The sequence below is a fragment of the Streptomyces sp. NPDC021562 genome (genome assembly GCF_040640875.1).
In the GTDB taxonomy this organism is placed as follows: domain Bacteria; phylum Actinomycetota; class Actinomycetes; order Streptomycetales; family Streptomycetaceae; genus Streptomyces.
This window is the reverse complement of the sequence record NZ_JBFACN010000018.1, coordinates 114262-126248: the sequence shown is the minus strand read 5'-3', so window position 1 is coordinate 126248 and position 11987 is coordinate 114262. Positions and strand designations below refer to the sequence as shown.

The following is an 11987-nucleotide window of genomic DNA, read 5'->3' as shown; positions in this document are numbered from 1 at the left end:
GGCCGGCCTCCGCCCTGTCACGGGGCGGAGGCCGGCCGCACGAAGCGGTTCAGAAGATGGTCACCTCGCGGCCGTACAGGACGAACGAGCGGGAGGGGTCGTAGAAACCGCCGGTCTCGTCGGACCGCTCTCGCAGCGCACGCTCGTACGCGGGGAAGTGCGTCAGAGCCTCGTTCTCGGAGTCGTAGTACAGAGCGGTGACTCCCGCGTAAGGGGGCTCGTCCTCGGCGCCGAAATGGCGCAACGCCCTCCCGTCTTCCGGCACCCGACGGTGCTGGACACATCCGCGCACCGCTTCGGCCAGTACCTGTTCATGGGCGGCCCGCCACCGGCCGACGACGTCGTCCTGGCCGAGTCCCTGCGCCGCGTGGACGAAGTGGAGGACCTTCACGGGAGCCGCGTCCCCGGCGGACGCCGGTGGCGGCATCAGCACCTCGGTGCGCGTCAGCAGGGCCAGGGCACTCGGCAGGTCGCTGAACCGGGCGCCGTCGGGAGCGATGACCTCACGCACGTACGGGTCGGACATCGTGGCGGCCAGTGCCTCCATGTCGTCGAACCGCAACTCGGTGACGGAGTCCCGGCCGAACTCGGTGAGGTGGGCCGGGTCCTCCTCGGTGCCGAAGGACGCGTCGAACACGTGGTTTTGGACGTAACGCCGGATGCGGAGAGGATTCGCGGCGGACAGGGGCCCGTGCACGTGGTGGAGATGGTGCAGGAACGCCCGGTGTGTCATGCCCGGCTTGCGGCGGGCGGCGGCGATCAGGGTCAGCATCGTTCTTCTCTGTTAGGACGGAGTGGAGGTCGGTACCGCCGGCGTGGGGCGCCCCGCGGTGCCGACCTGGACGGACGAGTCAGCCGGCGATCTGTCGCACCGGCTCCGGGGCCGGCGCCCTCCGACGCCGGGCGGCGAGGCCGAGTGCGGCGGTGCCGACGGCTGCGGCGACGGCGAGTACGCCCATCGCGTTCGCCAGGGTGCCGACGGCGGAGGTGAGGGCGACGGCCACGAGCGGGCACAGAAACTGGCCGAAGAAGAAGGATCCCGTCCACAGGCCGGTACCGCGGCCACGGTCGGCGTAGTCGAGCTTGGACATGGCGAGGGTGAGCAGGCTCGGCAGCATGATGCCGCCGCCGAGACAGGTGATGACGGCACCGATGGTCAGCACGACGGGGTCGGGAGCGAGCCAGACCACCGCGAAGCCGAGGGCGCACAGGCCGAAGGCGCCGGGCAGCCACGCCTGCGGGCTGCGGCCGGCCTTGGCGAATGTGGCGGAGCCGGCCACGATCGCGGCACTGGTGATGGCGGTGGCCAGCCCGATCACGCCGGAGTTGCTCACGCCCATGTCGTCCAGCAGGAACGCCATCTCCACCTGGAGGGTGTAGAAGAGGACGGCGCCGAAGACCGTCAGTGCGCATGTGCCGACCAGCGGACGCCAGGGGAAGGGCCGCTCGGCCACGGGTTCTGAGGCGACAGGGGAGGGCTGGATCGCGCGGTCGCCGGACCGGGGCCGGGGCAGGAAGGCGGCCATGGCGGGGGCGAGCAGCAGACTCACGGCGTAGGCCCAGAACGGCGTGCGCCAGCCGGCCGATCCGGCCGCTCCGCCCAGCACGAAGAAGGCCGTCGCGGAGATGGCGGCGCACATCGTCTGCATCGCGAGGTAGCGGTCGCGTTGCAGACCGGAGTAGTAGTCGCCGAGCAGTGTGGTGCAGCAGGTCATGATGGCTGCCTCGGCGACGCCGACGAGGGCACGGCTGGCGACGATGGCGCCGAGGGAGTCCAGCCACAGGGGCGCGGTGCCGAGGAAGGCGTACACCACGGTGGCGGTGACAAGGAGGCCTTTGCGGCCGAGCCGGTCGACGAGGACGCCGGCGAAGGGGGCCAGCAGGGCCAGCGACAGGGCGGGGATCGTCAGGGCCATCGGGACGAGCACGTCGACGCCCCGGACGGCGGCGAAGTGGTCGTGCATCTGCGGCAGGACGGGGGCGATGAGCACGGCCCCCAGGATGGGCAGACATGCGCCGGCCATGAGCAGCGTGAGGCGAAGCCGGTGTCCGGGGCCGGACACGACCTGTTCGGTGGGGACGGACGCGTCCGTCGTGGACGGTGGAGGCGGGGGCGGGGGCACGGGTGCAGGCATGCGGGATCTCCACGTGGCGTGTCGGGAGGGGGCGGGATGGTTCGGCCGTGGTGGCCGGGCCGCCCGGTACCCGTGAGCAGGCTCGCGACAGCGGCGCCCATGACATCCGGACGTCGCGGCGGGCCGGCGCGCCGCGACGTCCGGCGGGTTGGGGCAGCGGCTGACGGTGCGGCTCGGACGTCGGGTTGAGACGACTATCGGGCAACGGGCAGGGCCTGCCTAGCCCTCGTCCGATCGAGATCGCTGATGGGAATCATCCGGTTCCTGGATGCCGGGCACGTGCGGGACCGCGCCTTCCGGCAGTACTCCGGCGACAGGGCCGGGCTCTGGTCCGACGGGGTGCCGGCGCCCGTCCGACGGCCCGGACGGCAGCCCGTCACCGTTCGCCGGACACGGCCGAACCCGGCACCTCCTCCAACCCGGGTGCTCCCGGCACGGGCAGGCGGGTGAGCGCGAGACGCAGGAACGCCTGTGCGGCCGGTGAGGCCGGAGCAGGGTCGCGATGAGCGAGGGCCAGCGGCTGGAGCGCCTGCGGGTCGTCGAGGCGCAGGACGCAGTCGGCGTGGTCGCCCGGGATGATCGCGTCGGCCACCGGCCGGGGTACGAGGGTCACCCCGATGCCCTCCAATGCCAGTGAGGCGAGGTCTCCCGCGCTGCGCAACGCGCAGACACTGCGGCGGCGGGCGCGCGCCCGGTCGAACGCGGCGTCCACCTGCACGCGCAGTCCGGTGTCGGGACCGCATTCGAGGAAGCGCTCGTCGGCCAGTTCGCCCAGATCCACGACGCCGGTTCCGCGCAGCCGGTGCCTGCGGCCCACGACGGCCACGAGGGGCGTCAGACGCAGCAGGTGGTACGCGATGCCCGGGGGCAACTGGTGTTCGTGCAGGGCGATCACGGCGACTTCGAGTTCACCGGTCAGGAGCTGCGTGACGGCTTCCACACCGTCGGCGTCGGAGAGCATCACCTCGACCGCGGGGCACGCCTCCTGATATTCCCGCAGCAGGCCGAGATGGTCGATCTTCCCGGCCGTGAGCGTCAGCGAACCGATGCGCAACCGTCCTCGCACAGGCCCGTCGAGCGAGGCGACCTCGGCCTGCATCTCCTGGACCGCCTGGAGCACCCGTCGCGCGCAGGCGACGAAGGTCTGGCCGGCCTGGGTCACGCGGACGCTGCGGCTCGTCCGCTCGAAAAGCCGGGCGCCGACCTCCCGTTCGAGCTGGGTGATCTGGTGGCTGAGCCCGGACTGCCCGATACGGCAGCGCGCCGCGGCCCGGGTGAAGTTGAGCTCGTCGGCGATGGCCACCGCGTACTCCATCTGCCGCAGATCCATCGCATTCTCCGATCATTTCGTGCGTGTTTCAGTGTTGGACGCTGAAGACGTCCCGAGTACATGATGGCCAGTACCAGCTGATCGGCTCGGTTTCATCAGATTCCACTGCGCGCCTTCTCGCGACAGAGCGCTTCCGGCCAAACGGAATCAATCACATTCTCCGCTTGATCCGACCTTGCCACAGGGGAGAGAGCCATGACCACTGCAACGACGCAGGCCGACGGGACACCCGGGCAGCAGCCCGTGGGCACCCAGCCGCCTCCCGAGACCATGCGGTTCCCGGACACGCCGAAGTTCCGGGGGTTCTTCGCCCCGTCGCGGATCGAGGCGGACGTCTACGACCTGGAGGTCGAGGGCAGCATCCCGCCCGAGCTGTCCGGAGCCTTCTACCGCGCCGCCGCGGACACCCAGTACCCGCCGCGGTTTCCGAACGACGTGTACATCAACGGCGACGGCATGATCCACATGGTGCGGTTCGACAACGGCCACGCCGACCTGAAGACGCGCTATGTCCGCACTCAGCGCTTCCAGCTCGAACGCCAGGCCCGCCAGGCCCTGTTCGGCGCGTACCGCAACCCCTGCACCGACGATCCGTCGGTGGCCGGCGTCGACGACGGCAACGCCAACACCTCGATCATCTGGCACGCGGGCAAGCTGCTCGCGCTCAAGGAGGCGGCGCTCCCGTACGAGCTGGATCCGGCGACGTTGGAGACCAAGGGCGTCTACGACTTCTCCGGCCAGATCCCGGGCCGTACCTTCACCGCGCATCCCAAGCACGACCCGCGCACCGGCGAGCTTATCGCCTTCGCGTACAACGCCGGCGGTCTGCCGGACAAGCAGATCCACATCTACGAGATCGCCGCCGACGGCAAGGTCACCCGCTCCCAGACCTTCGAGGTCCCGTACTCGTCGATGGTGCACGACTGGCTGGTCACCCGGGACCACTTCGTCTTCACGATTTCGCCCATGGTCGCCGACGCGGAGCAGATGAAGACCGAGGAACAGTACTTCGTCTGGGACCCGAACCAGGGGACCTACGTCGCGATCATCCCGCGCGACCAGGGGGTGAGCGGCATCAAGTGGTTCCGCAGCGAGCAGCTCATGGAGACCCACTCCCTGAACGCCTGGACGCACGGCGACACCCTCGTCGGCGACCACTTCACCACCAAGTCCGGCTGGTTCTCCCAGTTCCCGAAGACGACCGTCGGCCTGCTGCCCGAACTGCCGCCGTTCCTGCACCGCTGGACGTTCGACCTCACCCAGGGCGCCGCCCACTGGGACGACGCCACCGACACCTACCGCAGCGAACAGCTTCTTGCCTCGCCCGGTGACATGCCCCGGGTCGACCCCCGCGTGCTGATGGAGAAGAACAGGCACGCCTGGGTCGGCGGTTTCCACCCCGACCTGCCGAAGGGCGAGATCGGCCCGATGGGGCCGCCCTTCAACTCCCTGATCCACCGCGACGACCTCACCGGTGAGAGCGCCTTCTGGAGCCCTGGCGAGCACGGAGCCCCCGAGGAGCCGGTGTTCGTACCGAAGTCGGCGGACGCCGACGAGGGCGAGGGCTATCTGCTGGCGCTGGTCGGCCGGCGCGACCAGATGCGGCACGACCTGGTTGTCCTCGACGCCCTCGACATCGCAGCCGGCCCGATCGCCACCGTGAAGATCCCCTTCCGGCTCCGGTACGGCTTCCACGGCACCTGGGTGCCCGGCAGCGAACTGGGAAGGTGAGCAGGGCGATGCGACTCACCAGGTGCGGCCACGCCTGCGTCCGGCTGGAGCAGGACGGCGTCGTCATCGTCATCGACCCCGGCAGCTACTCCGATCCGCACGCGCTCGACGGTGCCCACGCGGTCCTCGTGACCCACGAGCACGTGGACCACTTCGCCGAGCCCGTGCTGCGTGCGGCGGCCGAAGCCGACCCCGCCCTGCGGATCTGGGCCAACCGGTCCGTGGCGGACCAGCTCGCCGGGTTCGGCGGCGGCCGGGTCACCGTGGTCGGCGACGGGGACGCCTTCGACATCGAGGGCGTCGGCGTCGAGGCGCACGGAGAACTGCATGCCGTGGTCCATCCGGACCTGCCGCGAGTCACCAACGTCGGCTTCCTCGTGGGAGACACCGACGCAGCCACCGTCTTCCACCCGGGCGACTCGTTCACCGTGCCCGCGCGCCCGGTGGACACCCTCCTGCTGCCCGTCCACGGCCCCTGGTCCAAGACGGGCGAAGTCATCGACTACGCCCGCGAGACCAAAGCCCGCAGCGCTCTGTCCATTCACGACGGCGGTCTCAGCGAGAGCGGGAACGCGCTGGCGGACACCATGCTGGACGAGTGCCTGAAGGACGTCGGGACCGACTACCAGCGGGTGGCGGCCGGGTCCGGAATCGAGCTCACCTGATGGCTGCGTCGGCAGGGACACAGCGCCCGCCCGTCGGGTGGCTGGGCTTCGAGGGGCGTGGCGCGCTCGTCATCGGGGCCGGAGGACTGGGCACCGCCTGCGTCCGGAGCCTGGCGGAAGCGGGAGCACGGCTGACGGTCGTCGACGCGGACGAGGGCCGCCTCAAGGCCCTGCGCGACGATCCGACCTGCGCGGCCGCCGTCGTACGGACCCTCACCGCGGACCTGACGTCGTCCGAGGCGTGTGAGCGGGCGGTCGCCACGGCGGACCGCGAGCTCGGTGGCCTGGATGTGCTGGTGCACGCCGTGGGTACCAACGACCGCCGTCCCGTGGTGGACACACCGGACGAGGTGTGGGACCGGATCATCACCCTGAACCTGTCGACCGCGTTCTGGACCGGACGCGCCGCAGGCCGGCTGATGCGCGAGGCGGGCCACGGCAGCATGGTGTTCTTCTCCTCCGTCTCCTCGCTGCTCGCCCACCGTCACCACGGCCCCTACGCCGCCTCGAAGGGCGGCTTGGACCAGTTGGTGAAGGTCATGGCCCGTGAATGGGCCGCCGACGGCGTCACCGTCAACGCCGTCGCCCCTGGCTACACGGAGACCGAGCTGACTCGCGCGTACCTGACGAAGCCCGGCATGCGTGAGGAGCTGACCGGCCTGGTCCCCGCCGGGCGCCTGGGACAGCCGGAGGACGTGGTCGGAGCCGTGCTGTTCCTCGCCTCCGCCCGCGCCTCGTACGTCACCGGTCAGGTGCTCTACGTGGACGGCGGCCGCACGCTCGTCTGAGCCCCCGACGCCCTGGGACTTTGCCGGACGTCCCTGGACCTGTCTCGAAGGGAGTGCGGATGACCGCACGCCTTGCCGGACTGCTGCCCGGCGAGCTGGACGAGCAGCAGAGCGAGGTCTACCGGGCCGTCACCGCAGGCCCCCGGGCCGCGGGACCACAGGCGTTCGCCCTCGTCGACGAGGAGGGCCGGCTGCGCGGACCGTTCAACGCCATGCTGCTCAGCCCGCCCGTCGGGCTGGCCGTCCAGGCGGTCGGGGCGGCGGTGCGCTACGAGTCCATCCTGTCCGACCGCGTGCGCGAGATGGCCGTCCTGGTCGTCGCCGCCCACTGGGGGAGTGCCTTCGAGTGGGCGGCCCACGAGGCCGTCGGCCGGACGCACGGCCTCACCGAACCCGAGCTGGACGCCCTGCGCGCCGGCGGACTGCCGGACCTGCCGGACGCGGCCGAGCGGACGGCGCTGCTCGCGACCGCCGCGCTGACCCGGACCGGGGCGCTGAGCGACGGCGAGTACGCCGGGACGGTGGCCGCATGGGGAGAGCGAGGCCTGTTCGAACTCACTGCACTGGTGGGCTACTACGCGCTGCTGGCCCTTCAGTTGCGGGTCTTCGCGGGCGAAGGCCCGGTGGATCAAGCAGATCAGGCGGAGCACCGCGACACACCACACACCGAAAGCGGGACACCATGAAACTGATCACCTTCGACGACGGTCGCGTCGGCCGGCTGGAGCCGGCGGAACGGCTCGTCATCCCCCTGGAAGTGGGTTCGACGCGCGAGTACTTCGAGCGTGACGGCAGGGTCTCGGAGAGCGGGGAACGCCTCGCCCTGGACGACGTGACGCTGCGTGCGCCGATCGTGCCGAAGAAGTTCTTCCACACCTCCGGCAACTTCCGCGAGCACGAGGACGAGTCGAAGAACGTCGACTGGTCGCACCCCATGCACAAGGGCATCGTCTTCTTCCAGAACGTGGATGCGATCGTCGGCCCCGACGAGCCGGTGATCCACCCCGAGCACCTGACGAGCGAACTCGACTACGAGCTGGAGATCGCCGTCGTCATCGGCAGACCCGGCAAGTTCTTCGGCGTGGACGACGCGCCCGACCACATCGCCGGGTACGTCGTGTTCAACGACATCACCGCCCGCGACATCCAGCGCCGCGAGATGGAGTCCGGCGTCTTCTCCTTCTGCAAGGCCATCGACACCTTCTGCCCCCTAGGCCCGTACATCGTCACCGCCGACGAGATTCCGGACGCGCAGAACCTCGACATGGAGCTGCGCGTCAACGGCGTGGTCCGGCAGAAGTCGAACACCGACCGCATGTCCGTCTCCATCCCGCACCTGGTCGCCTACCACTCTCCGCAGGGCTACAGCGCGGGCGACCTGATCACCACCGGCACCGTGCAGGGCGTCGCCGGCTTCAGCGGCAACCCGGACATGTACCTCAAGCCGGGTGACGTCGTCGAGGCGGAGGTCGAACGGCTCGGCGTCCTGCGCAACCCCGTCGTCAGCTGGGAGCAGGGGCACGGCACGGCTGTACCGGAGAGGGTGGACTGGTGAGACTCGGCGTCATCGACGGCCGGGCCGTCGTGGTCCGCGGTGACCGGGCCGCGGATGTCGGCTGGGCCTCGCAGGGGCGACTGTCGACCGACCCGATGGCCCTGCTGGAGCAGTGGCGATCCTTCCGCGACTGGGCCGCCGGTCTGGCTGACGAGGCGTACGACATCGAGGTGGTCCCGGCGGCTCTCCAGGCTCCGGTGCCCCGGCCCCGGCAGGTCTTCGCCCTCGCCCTCAACTATCCTCCGCACGCCGCCGAGGCCGGATTCACCCCGCCCGAAGAACCGTTGGTGTTCACCAAGTTCCCGAGCTGCATCACGGGCCCGCGGACCACGGTCGAGCTTCCTGCCGGCAAGGTGGACTGGGAGGCCGAGCTGGTCGCGGTGATCGGCGCGCCTGCCCACCGCGTGCCCGTCCACCGTGCCTGGGAAACGGTCGCCGGGCTCACCGTCGGACAGGACCTGTCCGAGCGTGTCACCCAACTCCGAGGGCGGCCGGCACAGTTCGGCTTCGGAAAGTCCTTTCCCGGCTTCGGCCCGACCGGTCCGGTCCTCGTCACCCCGGACGAGTTCGAGGATCCCGACGATCTGGAGATCACCGGGTTGCTCAACAGCGAGATCGTCCAGCACGACCGCACCAAGTCGATGATCTTCCCGGTGCCGGAGCTCGTGGCCCGCCTGTCGGCCGTGGTGCAGCTGTTCCCCGGCGACCTGGTCTTCACCGGCACCCCGGCCGGGGTGGGCAACCGGATGGATCCACCCCGGTACCTCACCCAGGGCGACGAACTCGTCAGTCGCGTCGAGGGCATCGGCGAGATCCGCCAGCGCTTCACGGCCGTACACCTCTGAAGGTCCGAAGGGACGTCCCATGACAGAGCAGAGCATTCCCCGCCGCTTCGAAGGCCGTACCGTCCTGGTCACCGGTGCCGGCACCGGCTACGGCGCCGAGATCGCCGTACGTGCCGCCCAGGAGGGCGCCCGGGTCGCCGTCCACTACCGCAGCTCCGCGGCCGGCGCCGACAGGACGGCCGCCCGGATCAAGGAGGCCGGCGGCGAGGCGTTCACCGTACGGGCCGACATCGCCGTCCACGCCGACGTCATCCGCATGGCCGAGGAGGTGTTCGGCCGTTTCGGCGGCCTGGACGTGCTGGTGAACAACGTCGGCGACGTCGCGGGCGACCAGACGTCCTGGCGGGAGCTCACCGAGGAGTCCGTCGACCACGTCCTCGCGGTGGACATCAAGGGAACGATGCTGTGCGTCCACGAGTTCGGCTCCCGGATGCTGCAGCAGGGCCATGGCGCGATCGTCAACATCGGCTCCACCGTGATCGTGCGTGGCAGCGCCCGCGCTCCGCAGTACGCCGCCGCGAAGTACGGCATCCTCGGCATCACCAAGTCCTACGCCCAGGCGTTCGCCCCCGCCGTGCGGGTCAACACCTTCGCCCCCGGTTTCATCGAGACCGAGATGCTCCTCAGCCGTGCGGACTGGAAGTCCGGCCGCCGTGAGGACATGATCGCCAAGACCCCGATGGGCCGCATCCCGGGCCCCGCCGAACTCGCGGGCACCGCCCTCTTCCTCGCCACCGACGACGCCGCCCACATGACCGGGGCCTACCTCAACGCCGACGGCGGCTTCAACATGATCGGCGCCTGACCCGCAGGATGCGCACCGGCCCGGGTGCACGCCGGTGCACATCTCTTTTGACCCTTTGTCAGGAGGGGATGATCTGCCACTGCTGCTGGGGAAGGGTGGTGTAGTTCCACTGGTTGACGGCGGCTCCGTCGGCGGTGGAGCCGCCGTCGACGTTGAGGGACAGGCCGCTGAGCCGGTTGGTGAGGATGTGGTAACCGTCGCCGGTGGGGGTGACGGCCCAGTGCTGCTGGGGTGCGCCGGCGTCGCTCCAGATGTCGGCGGTTCCGCCGTTCGCGCGGGAGAGTCCGCCGATTTCCATGAGGGTACCGCTGTTGACGTTGCGGATCTTGTAGTAGCCGTTGTCGGCCGGGACGATGGTCCACTTCTGGTTGGAGTGGTTCTGCCAGGGCCACTGGATGACGGGGGTGTTGTCGGCGGTCTTGCCTCCGGTGACGTCGGCGGCCTTGCCGCTGTGGCGGGCGACGAGACGGTACACGGTGCCGTCGCCGGGGAAGAGGGGGGAGACCCGGGTGGGCGTTGCGGTACGGCCGCCGACGCGCAGGTTGCCGATGTTGGCGTAGCCGCCGGTCGCGGCGGTGACCTGGATGCGGACGAAAGCGGCGTCGCGGGCCGGCCATTCGACGAGTTTGGTGGTGCGGTCGCCGGCCCAGGAGGCGGCGGCGACCTGGGTGAAGGTGACACCGTCGGTGCTGGTGGAGATGGTGCAGGCGGTGATGTCGCCGTCGGTGGTGTTGCTGCGGTTCCACTGCTTGGGCAGGTACTCCAGGCTGGAGATGTTGCTCCATACGCCGCCGAGGTCGACGGTGATGCTCTGCGGCAGCGGCAGGCTCCAGGTGGACCAGCAGGTCTCGAAGTTCTTGTCGCTGAGGCCGTCGATGGCGTTCAGGGGGCCTTCGCCGGTGTGGTACGCGGTGGCGTAGGCGGCCACGGGGGTCACCGGGTGTTCGACGCGGAGCATCTGCGTGGGCAGCGGCGGCCGGTTGGCGTTGGGACCGCCCCAGGCGTTGCCGACGTCGGTGAGCCGCTGGACGATGTTGTTGTCCAGCACGCCGTTGCGGTTGGGCGGGCAGTTGAGGATGAACGAGGTGTACTTGGGCTCCAGGTCCCCCAGATGGGAGAGGATGGCCTGCTGGCTCAGCAACGACTCCGTGGGCGTCGTCGGGTGCCAGAACCAACCGTTGCTGATCGTCTGGCCCTGGAGCGAGGCGTAGGTGTTGCCGGTCGGTGAGGTGATGCCGAGAGGCTCCTCGAAGTAGATGGCGTCGCCGAGGAAGGGGACCGACAGCCCGCCGTGGTCGATCATCACGATGTCGGGCTGCAGGGACTTCACATGTTCCCTGATGAGCTGGTAGGGGACGGCCTGCTGGCCCATCTGCCAGGCGTAGCCGTCCGTGATGAACATGTCGATGGTGCCGTAGTTGGTGAGCAGTTCGGTGATCTGTCCGAGGATGTAGGTGATGTCGCCGGGCTGGACGGCCTGGTCGGCGGCCACGTTGTGGCGGGTGTCGTAGGCCTGCACGTTGTAGGTGCGGTCCCAGATGGAGAAGTACAGGCCGACCTTCAGGTTCCGGGCCCGGAAGGCGGTCACGTACTGCGCGACGATGTCCTGTTTGTAGGAGCTGTGGGCGACGTTGTAGCTGTTGTAGGCGCTTGGCCAGAGGCAGAAGCCGTCGTGGTGCTTGGTGGTCAGCACCCCGTACTTCATCTGCGCCGCGGCCGCGGCCGCCGCCCACTGGTCGCAGTTGACCGCCGTGGGCGCGAAGAGGGTGGGGTCCTGGTTCGGTGTGGCCCACTCCTCGTTGGTGAACGTGCCCATGTTGAAGTGGTTGAACATGCCGAACCGCATGTTCACCAGGTTGCTGAGACTGGTCTGCATGTCCGCGGCGGCCGCCTGGGGGAGCAGGCGGGAGAAGCCGGGAAGCACGGGCAGTGCGCTCGCGGCCACGGCGGCGCCGGCGGCGCTCAGCAGGGTACGGCGGGACAATCCTCTTCCTGACAGCATGGGTGTACTCCCGGGTTTCGGGTGGTTCTGTGATGTCGGGGGGTGAGGCGGCTGCGGGCGCCGCCCGTCGGCGCGTCGGGGAGACGGAGGCCGCCCCGGCGATGCGCCTGTTCCGTTCCGGGCGCTCCGTA

General features: G+C 69.9%; 11 protein-coding genes. 7 read left to right on the top strand and 4 right to left on the bottom strand.

Translation table 11 applies throughout. The features are described 5' to 3' along the window. Positions 1 to 49 precede the first annotated feature (49 nt). The 3 genes from AB0G52_RS27040 to AB0G52_RS27030 form a co-directional block, all read right to left on the bottom strand. On the bottom strand, positions 50 to 772 hold the full coding sequence (locus AB0G52_RS27040) for an EthD domain-containing protein (protein ID WP_132887177.1): 723 nt from the start codon (positions 770 to 772) through the stop codon (positions 50 to 52). A 79-nt stretch (positions 773 to 851) separates the two neighbouring features. Next, positions 852 to 2135: an MFS transporter gene (locus tag AB0G52_RS27035; RefSeq protein WP_132887178.1), complete on the bottom strand. Its 1284-nt coding sequence runs from the start codon at positions 2133 to 2135 to the stop codon at positions 852 to 854. Between the two features lie 376 nt (positions 2136 to 2511). Further along, complete coding sequence (locus AB0G52_RS27030; RefSeq protein WP_361339440.1) at positions 2512 to 3465, bottom strand: LysR family transcriptional regulator; 954 nt, start codon at positions 3463 to 3465, stop codon at positions 2512 to 2514. Positions 3466 to 3660: 195 nt separating this feature from the next. Here AB0G52_RS27030 and AB0G52_RS27025 point away from each other — a divergent pair, with 195 nt between their 5' ends. From AB0G52_RS27025 to AB0G52_RS26995, 7 genes are read left to right on the top strand one after another with little or no spacing between them, the layout of a single operon-like run. Next, entirely contained in the window at positions 3661 to 5196 is a 1536-nt protein-coding gene (locus AB0G52_RS27025) for a carotenoid oxygenase family protein (RefSeq protein WP_361339437.1), read from the top strand. Positions 5197 to 5204: 8 nt separating this feature from the next. Then, positions 5205 to 5861: an MBL fold metallo-hydrolase gene (locus AB0G52_RS27020; protein WP_361339434.1), complete on the top strand. Its 657-nt coding sequence runs from the start codon at positions 5205 to 5207 to the stop codon at positions 5859 to 5861. Continuing rightward, a complete protein-coding gene (locus AB0G52_RS27015) occupies positions 5861 to 6649 on the top strand; it encodes an SDR family oxidoreductase (RefSeq protein WP_361339431.1) in 789 nt (262 codons plus the stop codon). The genes AB0G52_RS27020 and AB0G52_RS27015 overlap by 1 nt, the downstream gene beginning before the upstream one ends. 59 nt (positions 6650 to 6708) lie before the next feature. Continuing rightward, positions 6709 to 7335, top strand: coding sequence for a carboxymuconolactone decarboxylase family protein (locus AB0G52_RS27010; protein WP_132887181.1), 627 nt, complete (start codon positions 6709 to 6711; stop codon positions 7333 to 7335). After that, a complete protein-coding gene (locus AB0G52_RS27005; RefSeq protein WP_132887182.1) occupies positions 7332 to 8204 on the top strand; it encodes a fumarylacetoacetate hydrolase family protein in 873 nt (290 codons plus the stop codon). Before AB0G52_RS27010 ends, AB0G52_RS27005 begins: the two co-directional genes overlap by 4 nt. After that, the gene (locus tag AB0G52_RS27000) at positions 8201 to 9049 is read left to right on the top strand and encodes a fumarylacetoacetate hydrolase family protein (RefSeq protein WP_132887183.1); all 849 of its coding nucleotides are present in this window, start codon (positions 8201 to 8203) and stop codon (positions 9047 to 9049) included. Before AB0G52_RS27005 ends, AB0G52_RS27000 begins: the two co-directional genes overlap by 4 nt. Before the next feature lie 19 nt (positions 9050 to 9068). Next, positions 9069 to 9854 (top strand): SDR family oxidoreductase, encoded by a 786-nt coding sequence (locus AB0G52_RS26995; protein WP_361339426.1) that lies wholly within the window; start codon positions 9069 to 9071, stop codon positions 9852 to 9854. A 58-nt stretch (positions 9855 to 9912) separates the two neighbouring features. Here AB0G52_RS26995 and AB0G52_RS26990 read toward each other — a convergent pair whose 3' ends face one another. Next, entirely contained in the window at positions 9913 to 11856 is a 1944-nt protein-coding gene (locus AB0G52_RS26990; protein ID WP_361339423.1) for an RICIN domain-containing protein, read from the bottom strand. Positions 11857 to 11987 lie beyond the last annotated feature (131 nt).

Excerpts from the sequence above, each read along its gene's own strand:
- AB0G52_RS26990 (WP_361339423.1), bottom strand. The coding sequence starts at position 11,856 with ATGCTGTCAGGAAGAGGATTGTCCCGCCGTACCCTGCTGAGCGCCGCC.
- AB0G52_RS27020 (WP_361339434.1), top strand. The coding sequence starts at position 5,205 with ATGCGACTCACCAGGTGCGGCCACGCCTGCGTCCGGCTGGAGCAGGAC.
- AB0G52_RS27025 (WP_361339437.1), top strand. The coding sequence starts at position 3,661 with ATGACCACTGCAACGACGCAGGCCGACGGGACACCCGGGCAGCAGCCC.
- AB0G52_RS27015 (WP_361339431.1), top strand. The coding sequence starts at position 5,861 with ATGGCTGCGTCGGCAGGGACACAGCGCCCGCCCGTCGGGTGGCTGGGC.
- AB0G52_RS26995 (WP_361339426.1), top strand. The coding sequence starts at position 9,069 with ATGACAGAGCAGAGCATTCCCCGCCGCTTCGAAGGCCGTACCGTCCTG.
- AB0G52_RS27035 (WP_132887178.1), bottom strand. The coding sequence starts at position 2,135 with ATGCCTGCACCCGTGCCCCCGCCCCCGCCTCCACCGTCCACGACGGAC.
- AB0G52_RS27005 (WP_132887182.1), top strand. The coding sequence starts at position 7,332 with ATGAAACTGATCACCTTCGACGACGGTCGCGTCGGCCGGCTGGAGCCG.
- AB0G52_RS27010 (WP_132887181.1), top strand. The coding sequence starts at position 6,709 with ATGACCGCACGCCTTGCCGGACTGCTGCCCGGCGAGCTGGACGAGCAG.
- AB0G52_RS27030 (WP_361339440.1), bottom strand. The coding sequence starts at position 3,465 with ATGGATCTGCGGCAGATGGAGTACGCGGTGGCCATCGCCGACGAGCTC.
- AB0G52_RS27040 (WP_132887177.1), bottom strand. The coding sequence starts at position 772 with ATGCTGACCCTGATCGCCGCCGCCCGCCGCAAGCCGGGCATGACACAC.